This window comes from Halobacteriovorax sp. HLS, assembly GCF_004006665.1.
In the GTDB taxonomy this organism is placed as follows: Bacteria; Bdellovibrionota; Bacteriovoracia; order Bacteriovoracales; family Bacteriovoracaceae; genus Halobacteriovorax.
The window spans coordinates 89,494-108,580 of record NZ_QOCL01000016.1 but is presented as its reverse complement, the minus strand read 5'-3'; the positions used below and the strand labels follow the sequence as shown (position 1 = coordinate 108,580).

Sequence of the window (19,087 nt, the reverse complement as noted above, 5' to 3'; positions counted from 1 at the left end):
GAATCAATCCATTGGAGGAATAATGAAGAAACTAATCGCCCTAGGCGTAATCGTTCTATCTATGAACGCAAATGCAGCGTGTACTGAAGACTTTAATAAAGGACTCAGCGAATTTGACTTCGCAATGACATATTTCAACACTGGAGCAAGCTCTTACCAGCTAGCTGTAGATGAATCTCGTGGACAGGGAAGAAGATCAGTAATCTGCTCTCATCTACTAAAGTCTACAACAGGTTTTGATGTAGCAAAGAGCTCTTTCACAAACTGTGGTTCCGCTTTTAATTCTGCCATCAGTAGCTGTTCTGGACAATCAAGTGATATCGCTAGAGAAAATGCTGGTGTTTGCGCTGAAAACACTGAAGTTGCGACTAATAATTATCAACAAGTCGCTCTAACTTTAAAAAGAACATGTTTTATTGCAGCTGAGTCGGGAAATATTATACTCCCAAAAATTCAAGAAATATAAGAGTGATACTTAGAGCTTACTCACAAGGTACGCTCTAAGTTAATTTAACTCACACGCTTCGCTATCTTTATATTTAGTATTAATCAGGTTAAACCTATTTTCTATTGTTGGATGCGTACTAAACAACTCTAAAGCTTCCGAATTATCGACCTTTAAATCTTTGTATTTTTCAATTTCTTTCACATAAAACTCAAATGACTTTATAAAGCACTTAGGACTAATTTTATTTTCAACAAGTCTATCTATTGCATACAAATCAGCTTCTACCTCAAGCTCTCTTGATAACTTTAAAGATACTAGCGTAAATGCAATATTACTCATAGACTCTGCAATCCCTGTCATATCACCTATTAATAACAGTGAAAAAATATTTAATGATATTGCTGATGTTATAGATGCTGCTAAATGTCTCTTTTCCAAATGTCCTAATTCATGAAAAAATATAGGTAATAAGAGCTTAGTACTATCTACCTTTTCTACAAGTTCATCTGTAAAGACCATAGTGTTACCCGCTAAAGCAAAAGCATTAGCTCCAAGCTTATTTCCTTTCCTAAAGCGAATGCGTATTCCTGAAGGACCATACTTATAGAAGTACTTGCTAATTTCTTCTTTTCTTTGTTCACTCAAATTACTTTTTGAAAGTTCTGATTCGTCTAGTTTTTTTAGAATAAAGTCATCAGCATCTGCAAGTACGTGAGGAGGAAGAGAGTCAGCTACTTTTTGACTATAAAAAGGAGCTCCAAACCTAACAAATAAGAACAAGAATAAAATAGATAAAATGGCTAAAATTGTAACGATGTACTTGTTAGATTCGATCCAATAGATAAAATGAGATGTTTGACTCACCAAAGTCTTTAAATCTTCTGCGGCCATCACTTGTGAAGACACTTCAACAATAGCACCATCATCAAGCTCTATTCTAATAGGCAGCTTTCCCATCGGAGCTTCACATAGGTACTCACTTTTGGCGTAGTCTTTCTTATAATTATTTCCAATGAGTGTTAATCGCTCTTCAAAGATTTCAATTTGAATAGCTTCACTCTTAGAGACTTGTCCTCTAAAAAGCTTTCCCTCATAAGTACTCATAGGCCAATTTCAAAATCAAAATCTAAAACATCGCCTAATTCTTCCCCAAGCGCACTTTCTTTATCTGAAGCAACGGCTTGTACGTCATCGAGAGGACCTATTTTAATAGATTTGGATTCAGTCTTTATTCTTAACATTCTTATAACAGTCCACGGATAGAAAATACCGAATGTGACTGCAGTTACGATTGCATTAACAAAAACTGTTATAGCAAAGGTAGAGTGTTTCAAATCATTTTTCATTTCTCCTCCCTCTAAAGAGAGTCTATTCCAAACAAATGAGAAAATTAAAAATGGAAACTTTGTAAAAATATAAAAGAAAGAAAAATAGAGTAGAATCGCTGCTAAAACTATAAATAATGATGCTGCTCCCCCAATACCAGAAAGCATGGCAATACCTATAGGTATTGAAAGGGCCACAAGACTACTCAGTACGAATGGTATTATTACTCCCTTAGTAACTTGTTTACGTGAAGTATCTAGAACTACTTTTGATCCGCCATAGTAAATATTATTATAAAAGAAATTTAAATAAGCATTTAAGATACTAGAGCTCATTATGATTAAGTATAAAAAGTTTAATAGATAGAGTCCTCCAACAACTGCTGAAGTAAAACTGTCATTTTCATCAATCTTTAAACCTTTGTTTGTTAAATTTCCTGATAGGTATAAGAAAATTAATGCCCCAATTGAAACGATCATTGGAAAGGAAAAGTATTTTATAAAGAGCTTATAGCCTTCAGATACCTTGGCCCTAAGATGGAACTTTATATTGTTATAACTTGTGTTATTCACATTAAATTTTAATGACTTAATAATAATAAATGGAACAAGAAGGAAGACTATAAGAGCATCAAATATAGCAACAACAGGATGTATGGCCCAAGAAATAACGTAACTACCAAAGATCAATAGAGCTATAATACGACCAAGTAGTATTGACTTTGCTTTAGCATGATAATCAAAGCGAGAACCTCGAAACCCAGTTGAGTTAAATAGGTACTTTCTCGCTCTCACCTTTGCCCATGGGCCATAAATACCAAGAGTGATAATTGTAAGAACTAAATTCACAATCCATATTTTAAAGAATGAGACACCATCACCATCAAAAGTCATTCTCTCAAATTCAATTTCATTAATACGAGTACTCTCATCCAAAGTTTCTGTAGATTCCATAATTACCTTTAAAAATAAATTTCAATTATAATCGGAATATGTTTACAAAACTTTACTATAGAAATCTTTAGTCAAAACTAAGTGGGCATCAACTTTAGGCACAATTAGCATAACTAATAAAAAAGGCCCACAAAGTGGGCCTTAGTATTATAAGAATTTTACTTAGTATTACTTTGCAACACCAATTGCCTTAGTCTCACGAACAACAGTTATTTTAATTGTTCCAGGATATGACATTTCTTCTTCAATTTTCTTAGCGATATCTCTAGAGAGCATTACAGTTTGCTCATCGCTTACAGAGTTATTTTCAACAATAACCCTAACTTCTCTACCACCAGAAATCGCGTACGACTTAGAAACACCTTCAAAGCTATTTACGATATCTTCAATATCAGTAAGACGAGATACATAAGACTCCATCATAGCTTTTCTAGCACCTGGTCTCGCTCCTGAAAGCGCGTCACCTGCTGCTACAATATGAGCTAAAACTGACTCTGGTTTTTCGTCATCGTGATGCGCTCTAATTGCATGTACAATATCTGGAGACTCTCCAAATTTCTTCGCAAAGTCAGCACCAGTTACAGCGTGAGATCCTTCTGCAGAAGCATCTAGAACTTTACCGATATCATGTAATAGTCCCGCTCTTCTTGCTTGTTTTACATTCATTCCCATTTCAGCGGCCATAGCTCCACAAATAAATGCAGCTTCAATAGCATGTTGATATTGGTTTTGAGTATATGAAGTTCTCCAGTTTAGAGCACCTACAAGCTTTAAAATTTCAGGGTGAATTCCGTGAACTCCAATTTCCATTTGAGCTTTTTCACCAAGAGATAGAAGTTGTTTTTCCATTTCAGCTTTTGACTTATCATGGAACTCTTCGATTTTCGCTGGGTGAATACGCCCATCTGAAATTAGCTTTAAAATTGTTTGACGTGCAATTTCTCTTCTTACAACGTTAAAAGAAGAAATAACTACAACCTCAGGAGTATCATCAATAATTAAATCAACGCCACAGATTTGCTCAAAGGCACGAATATTACGACCTTCTCTACCAATTAGCCTTCCTTTTACATCATCAGAAGGAAGTTCAACTGTAGATATTGTTTTCTCAGCAACATGCTCTCCAGCAAATCTTTGAATAGCAATTCCCACAATTCTCTTAGCCTTCTCTTCCGCAGTATCCTTCGCCTCTTCTTCTAAACGTACTAATCGTTTAGAGAAATCAACTTTAGCATCTTCTTCCATAATAGAGAGAAGCTCTTCTTTAGCTTGCTCTTCAGTAAGCTTAGCAACTTCAGATAGCTTTACAGCAATCTCTTCTTGCTTGGCCTTAAAACGACCTCTTTCTTCATCGGCCGCTCTTCTTGCCTTTTCAATCTCAGCTTCTTTATCAGCAAGACGCGCTTTTTCTTTATCGATATTTTCGATTTTTGTATCAAGCTTTGCTTCTTTTTGAGCAACTTCTTTTTCTTGCTCTTTCATTTCTCTTTGTCTAGCGCTGATTTCTTTATCTAGATTTTGCTTTTCTTCTCTAGCGATATCTTTAGCTTCTTTTCTAGCCTTATAAGCTATATCTTTTGCCTTTTCTTTCGCTTCTTCGATGATTTCATCACCCTTTGCTTTTCTCTCATTCGCTTCTTTAGTTGCTTGAGCGTTTCTTATTACAAAACCAACTCCAGCCCCAATAATCAGAAAAAGAACGGATGCAAGAACAACTTCCATACCCATCTTACTATCTCCTTATGTATGTTAAATCTCAATAATCTCTTCATCAGTAACTATCCAATTCATAAAGCAATCATGCTCGCTCATTGGTAACTCACTAAAAATTTGATCACTAAGGCCTAAACCAATTGTTAAAATATTTTTTCTTTCTAAATACTTATCGTAGTAACCCTTACCACGACCTAATCTTTCCCCCTTGGTGCCAAAAGCTAATCCAGGTACTAGTATTAGATCAGGTATAACTTCCAAGGCGTTCTTATTCGGACCAAGGATATCAACTCCAAAATATCTAGAATTCTCTAGCTCTTGAAACGATGACATTTTAAAAACCATTTCTCCTGCATCATTGACACAAGGAAATGCCGATCTATCTTTGTATTCACTCAATGACGAGATGATATTTACTTCATCACTCATCGGAGCAAATAAACCAATTACTTTTTTACTGGAAGAGAATTTAAGGGATTCCAAAAGAGATATAAAATGTCGAGCACAGCGCTCTTCTTTTAATATTTTAAGATCATTATCAATATTTGCTAATGACTGCTTAATCTTTTTTCTTAGCTGTGACTTTTTCAAAAGTCTCACCACACCTTCAAACGAGAAGAGTCGAATTACATCATCGAGGGAGAAACTTCTTCTATAAATTGAAGTGCATCACGAGCTGTCGTATGCAATTTATTTATATTCGCTTCAAAATCTCTCTCATTAGATAGTTTTTCATTAGCAATCTGTAGTGCTGTTAATGTGGCAATTTGGCCATTATCTAGATGAGGAGCTTTCTGTCTTATCTGTTCCGCCAAAGCGCGTACAAATTGCACAGTTTCAAGAGCGCTAACACTCTCTTCCTCTTCATTAGGAGTAAACTTAATTCTATATCCTAATACTTCGAATTCTTTATCTTCTCTTATTCTTTCCATTGTTTAAATCTTAACCTTAAAGGGTATGCCAGTCAATCGCCAAGCGCCTTACTCAAGATTTAAAAGAGCATTTAAATACTCATCTAGGTTGAAAATATTTAAATCTTCAACATGCTCACCAACGCCAATGTACGTAATTGGTACTTTTAATTTATCCACAATGCCAATTGCTGAACCAGCTTTTGAAGAACCATCACACTTTGTAAAAATCAATCCATTCAGACTAAGCGCATTATTAAACTCTTCGGCCTGGCGGATTGCATTTTGACCCGTTATGGCATCAATCACTAAGAGAGTTTGATGTGGAGCATTTTCATCCAGCTTCTTCAGGACTTCCTTGCTCTTTGTAAGCTCTTCCATAAGGTTTCCCTTAGTGTGAAGTCTTCCTGCTGTATCTAAAATACAGTAATCTGCACCAGAATTAAGGGCCTGTTGTAGCGCATCGTATCCAACTCCACTTGGGTTAGCACCCTCTTTGGCGCGAATCATCTGGGCACCGGCCCTCTCACACCAAACCTGTAACTGATCAACGGCTGCGGCCCTAAACGTATCACAAGCACCAACAACAACCTTGGCACCCTGTCCAGTCAGCTTTGTGGCAAGCTTTCCAATTGTAGTTGTCTTACCTGCTCCATTGACGCCTACAATCATTATAACTTTCGTCTTGCCGCGCTTACTTTCATCAAATTGATAAAGGTCTGTATCTACATCGTTTTGGACATTACTCATTTTCGAAGAAAGAAAGCTTTTCAAAAATAATTTAAATTCCGACTCTCCAAAGCCTTCTTTTTTTGACTCAGACTCTAGGGCCTCAATAAGCTCTGCGGCAATAGTTGGCCCAATATCTGCTCCATAAAGAAGCTCTTCGACTTCCTCTAAAGTTTCATCATCTAGTGTCTTTCCGGTAAATATATTACCAATTTTTCCCCAAACCTCAGAGCTAGACTTTGACAGTCCTTTCTTAAGTCTATCTTTCCAACTAATAGTTGGGACCGCTTCAACAACGGGAGCAAGCTCTTCTTTTTTGCTTTCTACTGGATCAGCTTTTTGTTCAATAACTGGAGAATCAACTCTCTCTGATTCAACAGCTTTATCACTTGGCACTTTTGACTTAGTGGTTCCTAGCTGTAAAAGAGCAAGAATAAGGACAGTTAATACAAGTCCTAGGCCAAAGACATCACCTTCATTAACAGTATTAGTTAGACCAAGGCTCATATATAGAGATTGAAGTAAGTTTATAATACTATTCATCATTTTCCTCTTGTAAGTTTTGTAAGGTCATTGATATGTCATAGCTAATCGAAAATCAACTATTAACGCAGATGCTCAAGAAGAGAAAAGTAGAATGCATACGCAGGCCCGTAAAAACAAACTTTTAAATCTATTTAAACTTCAACAATATATAAGAGACTTCTTTCTAAGCGAAGAATTTCTCGATGTGTTAACACCTCCAATGGTTGAAAATCCTGGCATGGAGACTCATATCCACCCCTTTAGAGTTCACAGTGCTAGAGATAAGAAAAACTTGGACAAATACCTACACACTTCTCCAGAGTTTCATATGAAGGAATTATTAAGTGAGGGTTTTGAGAAAGTATTCACGATATCTTATTGCTTTAGAGATGAGCCAAACTCTACTCACCATAGAGCGCAATTTCTTATGTTGGAATGGTATAGAACAGAATCTTTTTACACTGACATAATGAGTGATGTCGAAAACCTTGTTAAGTATTGTGCACAACGATTTTCAAAAGAAAATCCTCTAATCAAAAATACTCTTAAAAACTTTACTCCTATTAGAATGACGATTCAGGAACTTTTTTTACAGGAGCTAGGAATCGATATTCTAAAATACTTGGATAAAGATGACCTTTCTACACTCATTCGTACAAAGTTTAAAAATGTTCCTGTTCCCAGTGAAAAAGAGCACCATCTTCTATCGTGGGATGATTACTACTTTTTACTTTTTTTAAATGAAGTTGAACCACGGCTAAAGAACATTCCATTCATACTACTTTATGAATTTCCACATCATTTAAGTGCTCTTTCTACTATTAAAGAGAATGAGCCTAGAGTATGTGAAAGATTTGAAGTTTACTGTCATGGTGTTGAATTATGTAATTGTTTTAATGAATTAACAGATCTTGCAATTCAAAAGCAGAGATTTTCTGAACAAGCCGCCTTAAAAAAAGAACTCTACGACTATTCTCTTCCAACACCAAATGAGTTCTACTCAACTTTGGATAAAGGCCTCCCTAAGGCCAGCGGAATAGCCTTAGGTGTTGAGCGACTACTTATGGCAATCACTCAAGAAGAAAACCCTTTTTACTTTTGATTATTCACATTGAAAAGTGTGTGTAGCTTTATCATCACTTCAGACTTCACATGCTGAACTGGAACATACATGGCCCACTTCTTATGTTTTTCTCTTGAAGTAGAAACTCTAACTTTGTTATCAAAAGTCGACGGATACTTTTTGGCAACCTCAGCAGAAAAGACAGCATACCAATTATAGAAGTCTTCCATCTTCTTATATGTAAGTTCATCCAAAATTTCTAAGGTTTGTTCAGTAATAATTCTCTTTAAAGTATAAAAATTACTTTTTTCAAGAGATTCTTTACTGATACTTTTATCTAAGAATGTTGAGAGATAATATTGTACAAACTCTATTGTTTCGTCAGTAATCGGAGCATCGGTATTCTCTCTCCCTGCATAAGTTCCATCTAAGACAAGAGCTCTATAAACACCTTCACGACTTCCCCCTTGAGACATAACGTTCATCCATCTTGCAACTTCATTTTCATTTGGATCAGTCATTCGAGTGGCCTTGTATATCTGATAGATGAAAGATAGATTTGCTTTTTCTAACTTTTCTTTTGATATCTTCGTCTTTGAAGTTTTTAATTCTGGTCTAATATTTTTAGCATCTTTAGATACTGTTGGTATGGCCGGAAGAAGAATAGTTTCTTCAACCTCACCAAATATTTTAACTGCAATATCTTCACCTAAATACTTTTCAACATACGGTCTTATTGAATCCGCTATACCTGCATAAGCTGTATTTGAAATCACGAGTGAAAGAAGAAGTACACTAACTGTTCTTTTCATATTTATCCTTGTTCTAATATAATATTTTTTAATTCTGTCCAATCATTAAATAATTCAATCATTTTCTTTTGGGTTAGAGGTAGCATCTTCTCGACGAGTTCTGGATTATCTTTCCAATTTTCTCCAATCAAATCTATCGCTTGAGTGACTGAAGAAATCGACGAGTTCATATCATGGACAAGTTTAGATTTATCTTTACTCATAGTGCCTTCTTGATTCTGTCTGTAATACGATAAAATGAACTATTCGAAATTTTCAGGACACTCAATGTTTGCCTAACTTTTTGATCATTCTCTTCAAAGAGAGTATTTACACAATCTTCCTCTACAGCATCCATAAAAGCTTTCAACCCATTGTGCCTTATAAATTCGAGTTGCTTATTTGTCAGAACCCCTTCTCGAATTGAGAGTTCCTCAGTTTGAGAATCCAAATCGGAACCATTAGAACCTTGAATAATTCCACTTATATGGATAGGTAGGTCCTCTTTTGAGATCACTCCATGACACTTTGATTGCAAGACCTCGATGACTTTTTTTAATTCTCGTATATTTCCTGGCCAGCTATAATTTTCCAAAATATTTTTAACTTCACTTGAGAGAACAATTCTTCTCTTTCCCTGACCAAGTAAATGTTTTATTAATAGAGGAATATCCCCTTTTCGTTCAACTAAATTAGGTAGCGTTACATTGAATCCTTCAATTCGAAAGTACAAATCTTCTCTAAAACGTCCATCTTTGACCATTTGCTCTAAGTCTTCACATGTAGCACTCATCAGTCTAAAGTTAGACTTTCTCTCTTTCTCACTTCCTAGAGGGTAAAACGTTTTTTCATCAATGGCCTTTAATAGTTTCTTTTGAGTAGAGATCGGCATTGTAGCAATTTCATCTAAAAATAAAGTGCCACCGTCTGCCAGTTCCAACTTACCCTTTTTAGAAGTTTCTGCTCCAGAGAAAGCACCTTTTTCATATCCAAAAAGTTCAGACTCTAAGAGATTTTCAGGTATTTCAGAACAATTTAAATGAATAAACTTATCCATAGATTCAAAAAGAATTTCGTGAATGAGTTTAGAGATTAGAGTTTTCCCTGTTCCCGTTTCACCTTTAATAAATATTGGTTTATCACTACCAATAATTTCATTAATTACTTGTAAGCTTTTTATAAACTTCTCATTTTGAGTTATATACTTCTTGGAAAAAAAATTTCGAAGCTTACTCTCACTTTTTAAAACCCTATATTTTCTCAAAACAAGCAGTAGAGATTCTTTATCAAATGGTTTTGAAAGATAGTCATCACAACCTAACTCATAGGCCTTCTCAATATACTCATCTTCCTCTCTTCCAGATAGAACAACAGCATAAGCATTACTGCCAGTCGCATGTTGGATAACTTTTAATCCTGCCAATTCAGTCTCTAAATCTAAATCAATCCACGCTATATCGAATTTTTCTTTAGAAAGTAAATCTATTGCCTCTTTCGAATTATTAGTTTCACGAACTAATCCATATTCTTTCAAGTGAGTAACAAGGTTGAGTCTTGCGAGATCATCATCTTCTAGCACAAGGAAGTTAAGTATTTTTTTACTCATTTAAGTCCTTAAAATTAAAATGAAATTGTAATTTAAATTGTACCAATTCAAGTAGATTTAGGAGTATAAATGTAAATCTATTCCCCATTTAAAAGAACTCTTTAGCAATACGATCAAGTTTTCAATAAGTTAACTATATAATCGCCTTTAATTGTTGGCAAAAATAGTCAATTTTTTTTTACAAAATAGGCAGATTTTTCCACTTAACACTCTGGAATTAAAGTGATTTTGAATCTTCCTAAATATCCGCCTTAAAAGTGTCGATAATAAGATCATGAAAAACTTAAGGAAAATACTCACATTTTTACTTTTATTAACCCTTACAGCTTGTATGCCGGATAGCTTAACCAAGTTTAAGGAAGCTCCAACCAAGAAGACTCAGGATACGACTTCTAGTGGTGGTAGCGGGGATACCGGAAACATTCCGCCAACCTCAACTTGTGTTCCAGGCACTGATCCTCTATGTACTTCGCCAGGACCGATATCTTATCCTCAGAATAATTATGAATTCTTGATGCCGGGAGATGTTGGTGATATTGAAACTATTACAGCGATCTTCCCTTCCAGGATTGCTGAGCAAGAAGAATATATTAGTGTAGCTGTAGATGACTCTGATTTTTCAACGAAAACAGGTTTCTTATTGGACGTGATAACAGGGGATCTACTTAGTAGTCCTTCTGTCTTCTTACCGAAAACACCATTTGTTTTTACAGCAACCTACTCAACTACAGAGCTCCTAAGTGATGAAGTATCTTCAACAACTGTTACATTTACTCAAGCTACTGATCTAGAGAAGATTTCTATTCCAACAAAAGTTGGCCAAAAACTAATTCTTGAATTAGATGACGTTTCACTATTTTCATCTCAAACAGGTTTTAATTATATTTCGACAGCAAGTGGTGCTACCGGAACAATTTCATATATAGATACTGAAAACAAAGAAGTTCATGTTGATATTGTTCTCAATGGTGGCGCTGGTACATTTGAAATTGATAATGAAGTAGATAATAGCTCTGCTTTCTTTTCTCCTCGAACTATCGTTAAAAAAGTTTACTTAGCATTTGATAGATCTAATGCTATTCAAACTGCTTTAATTCCAAAAGTAACAGGAAAGAGCCCACTCTCAACTGCTGAAGAGTTATCGTTAACATACTCAATTTTTCCTTCGCTGCCTTCTGGTTTAAGTTTTGACAAGTCAAACGGAACAATAGGAACTCTTAGAGGATATCAAATTCTTGATGACGGAACATATACTTTAGTTGAAGGTAGTCGAACAGTAACAGGTGTTGGAACGTTATTTCTTTCTCAGTTACAAGTCGGATCTGCAGTACTTATCAATGGTGAATTTCATGAAATTGAATCCATTGCATCAAATACAGAATTTAAAACATTTTCTCCACTTGGTTCTACAACTTCTGTGTCATCAATTAACAAACTCATAAAAGGAAGTCTTGTTCTTACTAACGGTAGTTCAGTAATTAATGGGTTTGGGTCTGACTTTGCAACAGAGATCGTTCCTACGAAAGGTCTTTATGTAGATGCTGTAGGAACTTTCACTGGTCTTGTAAACACCCTAGTAACAGTTGTGGATGCAACAACTCTAAATCTGCCTGCAGCATTTGCTGGAACGGCCCTAACGATTCCAGAACTTAAAGCGGCTACATATACAATTAGTGCAAAAAACATTCTAAATAAATCGATCAGTAAAAATATTGAATTTGGTCTATTAGACACGGTTCAACCTAAAACTATTGGTGATATTATTTACACATCTTCAGTTAGTGACGATCTTGTTGTTTCAATGTCTGCCACTAATAGTTTCTCAGTTGGGCAGTACATCTCTAATAAGTATGGAACAATTGCAAGAATTAAATACATTAAAGGAGATGATCTTTTTGTAACTTTAAATCAACTTGGTAGTATCTGTACAAATCCTATCTATACAACATCTGGAACATGTACAGCAAGTGGAGCCTCGTGGGTAAGTATTAGCTTCAATACGGGAGATGAAATTGACAACTCTCCTTCGTTCTTTTCTTCAGAAGCGACTGTAGCAAAGAATGTCACACGTCTTTTCCCGATAAGTTCAAATACAGTAACACTTACTCCTACTATTGTTCCTACATCACTTGGAGCAGCTGAGCTAGCTAGTCTTACTTATACAATAAGTCCTGACATATCTTCTGGACAAGGGTTCTGTTCGAACACAACTTATACAAATCAATTTGACTGTGAATCCAACGCAGGAGTTTGGTCACAAGGTCTAACTTTCAATACTTCAACAGGAGTTATTTCAGGTGTTATCTCTCAAGAAATAGCCGAGTCAACTTTCACAGTAACAGTTGAAAACTTAGTTGGTAGAGTTACTTCATCTCAAATTGTTATTGCTTCTAACGAGGCACCTTCTGGACTTGCTATTTCTAAGAATGTTCTACTACACGTTCCAAGTAACTCTGCTTTCGAGATTGGAGACGCCATCACTTCAAATAATGGTGCGCTAGGAACAATCACAGGTAAGTTTAGAATAAATAATTCAAATGCAGAAAAAGGAACGTACGAGTTTGAATTCTTAGAAGTAAGTGTTGCCAATGGAACATTTGAGCCATTTGATGATCTAGACAATCTACCTCTTTTTGGAGCTCAAAAAACTTATATCCTTGGAAGCGGTGTTTACAATTACAATGTAAAAGTGAAGGTTGCTACAAATACTGATAGCTTCAAAGATCCTGAATATACAGACTACGTTAAGCATCAAAGTTTACTACAAATAGGTGGAGTAGATAGAGCGCATATTAAGTATAACGATGAAGTAAATGATACGCTTTACCTAGTGGCCTTTGATTCCGCGACATACGCTGCTAACCTAGAGCCTCAGTATCTAACGACAGGAAATGTTTTAACAGCTCCAAATATTACAGGGACTCCTTCGGCGACAGTTTCCATTATTGAATCAAATAATATCATCTTAAACACTGATAGTGCTCCTACCGGACTTGTTTCAAACTTTTCTAAAGGTCATGACATTACTTCCACTGGAGACGCTGGCATTGGTATGCTTCACAAGTATATTTCTAGTGGTGGAAACTTCTACTCTTACGTTAGCGTAACAGAGGGTATCTTTTCTACAGGAGCAGATATCCAAGCAACATCTCCTTTTTCTGCTTCAACTGCAACAATTGGCACAGTAGCATCTGAAGCTGCTGTTTACTTCTACAGACAGGTACCAGGAACTATAGAGCTTAATCTATACAATACTGATAATGAAACACTTATCGAACTTGATAAGGCCTTGCCTGCCGGTCTAAGTGCAACACTTGAAAGTGGAAGTATTGTAAGAATATCTGGAACTCCTACGGGTCCAAGTGATAAAGAAAAATTCACCCTAACTGCGACTAATCCTTTTGGGTCAACGAAGTATGAATTCTTTATCAAGGTTTACGATCATATAAACTTAATAGATAAAACAAATTCTGTTTCATATATCCTACATAAGACAGGCAAAGGAAACGGAAGAAAACCATGCAGTGTTACTGAAGAGCAAATGCTATATGGAGATTCAGCTGTTAAAGATATTTCGTGCTTCTTAGATGCTGGAGAAGAAGAACTTCATTGGAATGGTGTTAAACTTGAATTTCAAATGGGTGAAAATCTATGTCAATTTGTAGAGGAAACCCCTCCTGCATTTTGGAGTTTCTCTCCTGGTTCTTCGAGCACAGAACTAGGGATTACAATTTATGAACACACTGGGTATGCCTCTTGTACATCTGGTGCACCTGTTGACTTATACACAACTGATGCAGGAGGAACAACAGCACTCTCAACTGTAGCAGACCCTAGAATTCTTATTCCAATAACTGAACCAAAGAATCTGTGCATGTTTAACTATGATGAGCAAAATGATGACACAGAACTTCCTAAATGTGATATTGCTGAATTTCCTAAGAGGTTAATTGGTTGGTCAGCAACAACATTTGAATGTAGAAATAGTGGTTCCACTGCAACACTTGATGCTAACGCTGTAGACTGCGTTGAAAATAACGGAACATGTGCAGGTCACGCTAGTGCACCAGCTGTAATGCTTACTCAAACAGAGTGTGTTGGAGATGGTGGAGCTTGGACATTTAATGGTTCGCATAATGATGCTACAGCTGGAGGAGTAAATGTTCCAGCAGTAGGAGCTTGTATAGCAGGATCAAACCTTGACCAAGGGACTTTTGATTGTGGTGGAGAGACAAACAAATGTCTTGCAGGGCCTAGAACATCTAGTACTACTATATCAGAGCAAGACGTACTTGATGGAGTGACTACAATCAATCACAATATGACAGGAATCCCTTTAAAGGTTTCACTACCTATTGATTATACTAACAACTACGATGGATCAACCATCGCGACTAATACGTGGTTCTCAAACTACTTTACTGCATGTGGGGCAGATGCCTACAAGCCAGACACGATAAGTATGCAAACATCAATTGATGCTTCAACTCAGACAAATAGTTATTTAGGTCTAGGGGCGAGATCTATGTATCAATTTGTTTGTAAATCTGGAACAGGTACAATTAAGGCGAGAATCAGAATGATTGTAAGAGACTTTGATAGAGACTTCAAAGTTAAATTCGGCTATTGCGCAAATTCTAGTTATACAAATAAAACGGACTGTGAAGACCCTGCTCTTGGAAATACTACTTGGACAGCATCAGGGATTGATTACTACAATCCGGACACTGTGGCAGGAGCACCAATTTCGACAGATCCAAGACACTTTCTTATCAATAGTCAGCTAGACGGCTTTGGCGTAGGCTACAATACTTATAGCAATGGTCAATCCTATATCGGTGGTGGTTATACTTGTGGAACAGTAGGAAATACGATTAACCCTACTTTTCCAAATGGTAGACCTCACCCTGAGCAAAGTCTCTAGTTTAGAGTAACGACTCGACCAACCAAATCATAGTCTAAAACTTCGGTGATCTCGACTTTAACGAGATCACCTTCTTTTAGGCCTTCTATTTCACTTTCATTAATAATTACTTTTCCGTCAATATCTGGCGCTTGTCCAACATGTCTTCCCTGAATTAACAATTCAGTTTCTTCATGCTGTCCTTCGATTAAAACATCAATAACCTTACCAAGATATTCTTGATTTAGCTCTCTAACGATTTCTCTTTGAGTCTCAAATAGTTCATCAAATCTTTCTTCAATGACTTCTTGAGGTACTTTATCTCTTAGCTTATAGGCCGGAGTCCCTTCCTCATCCGAATATCTAAAAATTCCTAAGTGGTTAAACTTTGCTTTTTTAACCCCCTCCAGTAGAGTTTGAAAGTCTTCTTCCGACTCTCCAGGGAACCCGACAATAATAGAAGTTCTTAAAACAATTCCAGGGTTTTTATCACGGAGCCTTTCTATTCTTTCCATGATTTTTTCGCCTGTAATTTTTCTATTCATTCTCTTTAAAACATTTGAAGAGAAGTGCTGAACAGGCATATCAAGATAGCTACAAATCTTCTTACTTCTTGCCATCTGTGCAATAACTTCATCAGTTAATTCATCAGGATAGAAATAAAATAAACGTATCCAATCTATTCCTTCAACATTTTCCAACCCAGTAAGAAGTTCTGCTAGGTTATTGTTTTCATCAAGATCAACACCGTAGTCAGAAAGGTCTTGAGAAATAAGATTTAACTCTCTAACTCCAGATTCCGCCAATTTCTTTGCTTCAGTAACAAGTGACTCAACACTTCTTGATCTTAATCTACCTCTGAGAGTCGGAATTATACAGAAAGTACAATTTCTATTACAGCCTTCAGAAATTTTTAGCCACGCTGTATAGAAAGGAGATGTATTTAACCTTGGATCAAACTCAGTATGAATGAACATAGGAATTTCAACAAACGACTTCTTTTCAAGCTTTCCACTTTCTAGCGCTTTTAAAAGAGGTACTATCTTATTATATTCACCAGTACCAATGAACATATCAACTTCTGGAAGAGACTGTTCAAGTTGATCAGAATACCTTTGGGCCATACAGCCGGAAACAACTAAGGCCTTACAATTTCCATGCTCAGTATCTTTATAATCAGCAAGATCCAGTATCGTATCAATTGACTCTTGTTTAGCCGCTTCAACAAATGAACAAGTATTAACTACTATTACTTCTGCTTCAACAGGTTCAGGAACAACTTTAAAACCATCAAGGCCCATATATCCAAGCATTACTTGGGAGTCTACTAGGTTTTTAGAACACCCTAGAGAAGTAAAAAATACTGTTCTATTTTCAAACTTTGTCGTTTGCATACACTTTCCTGATTATTTTAAATATTGTGGACTTTGTATTACAGTTTCATCCAAATTTCAAAGGGTTGTGTAATATTTCTCCTCTTTAATACATTGATTTTTTTTCAAGACCACCATAGACTTAACCTATGGAAAATAAAAGGTTATTGCTTAAAATTCTTCTATTACTTTTGTGCTCTTCTTGTGGAACTACATTGCTTGTACCTCCTCATGAGAACTTTCTAAACTTAACTGGCTCTAGAGAGTTAAACGAATCAGATTTACTTGCGAATAAGTACCACAGAGCAAATAGACTTCTGAGCGAAGGCTTTAAAAATGATGCCTGCGCTGACTTTGAGGAATTATCTAAAATTAAGGCCTTTCCTTTAAAAGAAATTTCATTCATAAAAGCTCTAGAGTCGTGTGACTGGACTGCTGAAAAATATATTGAAACATGGAAAACATATGAGATCTCACCGTGGTTAAAGCAACAATACCTAGAAGCATCTCTTAGAGTTTCAAAAAATAAGAATATAAAGTTTTGGGAATCAAGACATAATTATGAATTATCATTTTATCCGAAAATAAAAAATGAAAGAGAGGCCTATCTTAGAAAGGCATTAGAAATTGCAGAAAATGAACAAATTGCTGAGCTTATAGAGGAATATAATACAAGACTATTAGAAATTTCCCCTCGGTTTATAGTTGCACCAAAAAATGAAGAATTATTTTCAATCGGTAGAGATTACGAACGGGCTTCTGAATACAAGAAGGCCATCGAGACCTATGAGTCAATACTACGAAACACAGAAATATCAATAGATGTAAAAATCGATTCCTGGCATAGAATTACAAGGGCATTTAAGAACATGAGAAGAAAGGACTTGGCCCATAGTTCTACCTACTCTCTTGTTAAATGGATTGAAAAAAATAAGTCACTTTTTCAAGATAATTATAACCACTCACTTATCGAAGCGCGCACGAGATGGGCTAGATCAGCATGGACACAAGGAGAACTGAGACTTGCAACAAAGATAATCAACAATAGTATAAAGCTAAATATTTCAACTCAGGAGCAAAATGCTTTTAGTTACTACTTACTTGCAAGCATTGCAAAAGAAGAAAAGAAGCTAAAGTCCGCCCTCTACCTCCTTGAGAAGTCTAGAGAAATTGCGACAGGAGAATTAAAAGAAAAAGTTCTATGGCAAATTGCTTGGCTTCAATATAAGAATAAAAACTACTCTACCTCTTCTCAAAACTTCATAGAACTACACAAAGAAAATTCTGATATTTCTCAATACACTTATTGGGCAGCCAAGTCCCTCTCAAGGGAAAAGAAATCAAAAGAATCTCTAGAGTATTTCGAAAAAACAATAGAGATTGCCCCTCTTGGTTTTTACGGACTTATGGCCAAGAAGAAAATTGGGATCACAATACAATTTGAAAATAAACTTATTGAACCTTCTAGCGATTCTCTCTATACGTGGTTAATTCGTCTTGGTGAATACGAAAATAGTAAAAAGTATCTTGATCAATTTGTTGTATCGGCTAGAGGCAATGACAAGTTAGACCTCTTAGCGAAGATGACAGAGTCGGGTCACTACTCGGGAGCACTTAGAACATTCTTCAATATGGGATCATCTCAACGTGATGAAGTTGAACTTAATTATACAAGCTATATTTATCCAAAGCCTGTTATTAACTCAAAGTATCTGAATAAGAATATAGATATAAATTTAGTCTACTCTATAATCAGACAAGAATCTGCATTTAACAAAGATGCGAGAAGTTTTGCTGATGCATTTGGACTAATGCAAATAATCCCTCAACGGGCCAAAAGACTAGCGGCAATCCACAGACTTCCATACAAGAAGCAGGATGACCTCTACAGTGTAGAACTTAATACAGGACTTGGGAGTCATTATCTGAGTGACCTAGTGAGATTTTTTAATGAATTACCCTTCGCAATTGGGTCATATAATGCTGGGGAATCAGTTATGAAGAACTGGATAAAATCACGTTATGATGGTGATATTGAAGTATTTATTGAAGATGTACCTTACCGGGAAACTAAGAAGTATATAAAGCTAGTACTAAGAAATTTAGAAATTTATAAAGCACTACCTATTCAAGAAAGTAAGTTTATCGATTAACCTTAGTATTCTTTGGGATCTTAAAATCAAAATGAGTTTTCAAAAACTTTGGTGATTTATCAATATTCGAAAGGATAAGGTTTTTTACTTTTTTATCTGTCTGAGTCATCTCAATTTTAGTTAACTGTTCAAATAGAAAATCATTTTTACTGAAGTGAAGGTTAGCAAAAATAATTCCTAAATCCTTTTGCGCGTTTTTAGAAAAACTAACTTTGTAAGTAAGTTTATCTTTCTTTATAGTGTAGTACTTATTTGACTTGAGTCCTTTACGTAACATATCTAAGAACTTAGTAAGTCCATTTTTCGAGCTTTGCTGAATACTTACTTGCCCCGCCTCTCCCTCTATAAATGGAGGAGTGTAATACCAAGTTGTTTTGTTATTACTAACATAAATCAAACTCTCAGGGCTTTGTGTTTCGAGACGAATACTTCCTGGGTATGAATAGTCTAATGACCCTGATGATCTCTTCTCCTTGCCTGTTAGAGCACTTTTGTAAACTTGCTGAAACTTAGCACTAAATGTATCCGGTACGAATGAAGTTGCCTGAATATTTAATGAGATAAGAAAGAAAGATGTTATAAGTATTTTCATA

15 protein-coding genes are annotated in these 19,087 nt (G+C 35.8%); 4 read left to right on the top strand and 11 right to left on the bottom strand.

Annotation, left to right across the window (positions count from 1 at the left end):
* Positions 1-22: 22 nt before the first annotated feature.
* Entirely contained in the window at positions 23-466 is a 444-nt protein-coding gene (locus DPQ89_RS17865) for a hypothetical protein (protein WP_127718412.1), read from the top strand.
* 39 nt (positions 467-505) lie between these two features.
* Here DPQ89_RS17865 and DPQ89_RS17860 read toward each other — a convergent pair whose 3' ends face one another.
* The 6 genes from DPQ89_RS17860 to ftsY form a co-directional block, all read right to left on the bottom strand.
* Positions 506-1,552 carry a M48 family metallopeptidase gene (locus tag DPQ89_RS17860; RefSeq protein WP_127718411.1) on the bottom strand — a complete coding sequence of 349 codons (1,047 nt, stop codon included), beginning with the start codon at positions 1,550-1,552 and terminating at the stop codon, positions 506-508.
* Complete coding sequence (locus DPQ89_RS17855; RefSeq protein WP_127718410.1) at positions 1,549-2,727, bottom strand: YjgN family protein; 1,179 nt, start codon at positions 2,725-2,727, stop codon at positions 1,549-1,551. Before DPQ89_RS17855 ends, DPQ89_RS17860 begins: the two co-directional genes overlap by 4 nt.
* Positions 2,728-2,895: 168 nt before the next feature.
* Entirely contained in the window at positions 2,896-4,449 is a 1,554-nt protein-coding gene (rny, locus tag DPQ89_RS17850) for a ribonuclease Y (protein ID WP_164848548.1), read from the bottom strand.
* 27 nt (positions 4,450-4,476) lie between these two features.
* Positions 4,477-5,031: a 5-formyltetrahydrofolate cyclo-ligase gene (locus tag DPQ89_RS17845; RefSeq protein WP_164848524.1), complete on the bottom strand. Its 555-nt coding sequence runs from the start codon at positions 5,029-5,031 to the stop codon at positions 4,477-4,479.
* A gap of 35 nt (positions 5,032-5,066) precedes the next feature.
* Positions 5,067-5,372 (bottom strand): cell division protein ZapA, encoded by a 306-nt coding sequence (gene zapA / locus DPQ89_RS17840; RefSeq protein ID WP_127718407.1) that lies wholly within the window; start codon positions 5,370-5,372, stop codon positions 5,067-5,069.
* 48 nt (positions 5,373-5,420) lie between these two features.
* Positions 5,421-6,623, bottom strand: a complete 1,203-nt coding sequence (ftsY, locus tag DPQ89_RS17835; RefSeq protein WP_164848522.1) for a signal recognition particle-docking protein FtsY — start codon at positions 6,621-6,623, stop codon at positions 5,421-5,423.
* 94 nt (positions 6,624-6,717) lie between these two features.
* On the opposite strand from ftsY, the gene DPQ89_RS17830 reads away from it, so the two are divergent.
* A complete protein-coding gene (locus tag DPQ89_RS17830; protein ID WP_127718405.1) occupies positions 6,718-7,707 on the top strand; it encodes an amino acid--tRNA ligase-related protein in 990 nt (329 codons plus the stop codon).
* Here DPQ89_RS17830 and DPQ89_RS17825 read toward each other — a convergent pair.
* Genes DPQ89_RS17825 through DPQ89_RS17815 form a run of 3 tightly spaced genes read right to left on the bottom strand, consistent with a single transcriptional unit; the run spans position 7,698 to position 10,065 of the window.
* Positions 7,698-8,480 carry a hypothetical protein gene (locus DPQ89_RS17825; protein ID WP_127718404.1) on the bottom strand — a complete coding sequence of 261 codons (783 nt, stop codon included), beginning with the start codon at positions 8,478-8,480 and terminating at the stop codon, positions 7,698-7,700. The two genes, DPQ89_RS17830 and DPQ89_RS17825, sit on opposite strands and share 10 nt — an antisense overlap.
* 2 nt (positions 8,481-8,482) lie before the next feature.
* Positions 8,483-8,683 (bottom strand): hypothetical protein, encoded by a 201-nt coding sequence (locus DPQ89_RS17820; protein ID WP_127718403.1) that lies wholly within the window; start codon positions 8,681-8,683, stop codon positions 8,483-8,485.
* The gene (locus DPQ89_RS17815; protein ID WP_127718402.1) at positions 8,680-10,065 is read right to left on the bottom strand and encodes a sigma-54 dependent transcriptional regulator; all 1,386 of its coding nucleotides are present in this window, start codon (positions 10,063-10,065) and stop codon (positions 8,680-8,682) included. The genes DPQ89_RS17820 and DPQ89_RS17815 overlap by 4 nt, the downstream gene beginning before the upstream one ends.
* Before the next feature lie 274 nt (positions 10,066-10,339).
* On the opposite strand from DPQ89_RS17815, the gene DPQ89_RS17810 reads away from it, so the two are divergent.
* Positions 10,340-14,989, top strand: a complete 4,650-nt coding sequence (locus tag DPQ89_RS17810) for a hypothetical protein (RefSeq protein WP_127718401.1) — start codon at positions 10,340-10,342, stop codon at positions 14,987-14,989.
* Here the strand turns inward: DPQ89_RS17810 and rimO are convergent.
* Positions 14,986-16,362, bottom strand: a complete 1,377-nt coding sequence (gene rimO / locus DPQ89_RS17805; RefSeq protein ID WP_127718400.1) for a 30S ribosomal protein S12 methylthiotransferase RimO — start codon at positions 16,360-16,362, stop codon at positions 14,986-14,988. The genes DPQ89_RS17810 and rimO overlap by 4 nt on opposite strands.
* A gap of 128 nt (positions 16,363-16,490) precedes the next feature.
* On the opposite strand from rimO, the gene DPQ89_RS17800 reads away from it, so the two are divergent.
* Complete coding sequence (locus tag DPQ89_RS17800) at positions 16,491-18,494, top strand: lytic transglycosylase domain-containing protein (protein ID WP_127718399.1); 2,004 nt, start codon at positions 16,491-16,493, stop codon at positions 18,492-18,494.
* On the opposite strand, the gene DPQ89_RS17795 is transcribed toward DPQ89_RS17800, so the two are convergent.
* Positions 18,484-19,086 (bottom strand): outer membrane lipoprotein carrier protein LolA, encoded by a 603-nt coding sequence (locus DPQ89_RS17795; protein WP_127718398.1) that lies wholly within the window; start codon positions 19,084-19,086, stop codon positions 18,484-18,486. The genes DPQ89_RS17800 and DPQ89_RS17795 overlap by 11 nt on opposite strands.
* Position 19,087 lies beyond the last annotated feature (1 nt).

What these genes read in the sequence shown, in the direction of transcription:
- zapA (WP_127718407.1), bottom strand. Translation starts at nt 5,372, where the DNA reads ATGGAAAGAATAAGAGAAGATAAAGAATTCGAAGTATTAGGATATAGA.
- DPQ89_RS17820 (WP_127718403.1), bottom strand. Translation starts at nt 8,683, where the DNA reads ATGAGTAAAGATAAATCTAAACTTGTCCATGATATGAACTCGTCGATT.
- DPQ89_RS17860 (WP_127718411.1), bottom strand. Translation starts at nt 1,552, where the DNA reads ATGAGTACTTATGAGGGAAAGCTTTTTAGAGGACAAGTCTCTAAGAGT.
- DPQ89_RS17825 (WP_127718404.1), bottom strand. Translation starts at nt 8,480, where the DNA reads ATGAAAAGAACAGTTAGTGTACTTCTTCTTTCACTCGTGATTTCAAAT.
- rimO (WP_127718400.1), bottom strand. Translation starts at nt 16,362, where the DNA reads ATGCAAACGACAAAGTTTGAAAATAGAACAGTATTTTTTACTTCTCTA.
- DPQ89_RS17815 (WP_127718402.1), bottom strand. Translation starts at nt 10,065, where the DNA reads ATGAGTAAAAAAATACTTAACTTCCTTGTGCTAGAAGATGATGATCTC.
- DPQ89_RS17830 (WP_127718405.1), top strand. Translation starts at nt 6,718, where the DNA reads ATGCATACGCAGGCCCGTAAAAACAAACTTTTAAATCTATTTAAACTT.
- DPQ89_RS17810 (WP_127718401.1), top strand. Translation starts at nt 10,340, where the DNA reads ATGAAAAACTTAAGGAAAATACTCACATTTTTACTTTTATTAACCCTT.
- ftsY (WP_164848522.1), bottom strand. Translation starts at nt 6,623, where the DNA reads ATGAATAGTATTATAAACTTACTTCAATCTCTATATATGAGCCTTGGT.
- DPQ89_RS17795 (WP_127718398.1), bottom strand. Translation starts at nt 19,086, where the DNA reads ATGAAAATACTTATAACATCTTTCTTTCTTATCTCATTAAATATTCAG.
- DPQ89_RS17855 (WP_127718410.1), bottom strand. Translation starts at nt 2,727, where the DNA reads ATGGAATCTACAGAAACTTTGGATGAGAGTACTCGTATTAATGAAATT.
- DPQ89_RS17800 (WP_127718399.1), top strand. Translation starts at nt 16,491, where the DNA reads ATGGAAAATAAAAGGTTATTGCTTAAAATTCTTCTATTACTTTTGTGC.
- DPQ89_RS17865 (WP_127718412.1), top strand. Translation starts at nt 23, where the DNA reads ATGAAGAAACTAATCGCCCTAGGCGTAATCGTTCTATCTATGAACGCA.
- rny (WP_164848548.1), bottom strand. Translation starts at nt 4,449, where the DNA reads ATGGAAGTTGTTCTTGCATCCGTTCTTTTTCTGATTATTGGGGCTGGA.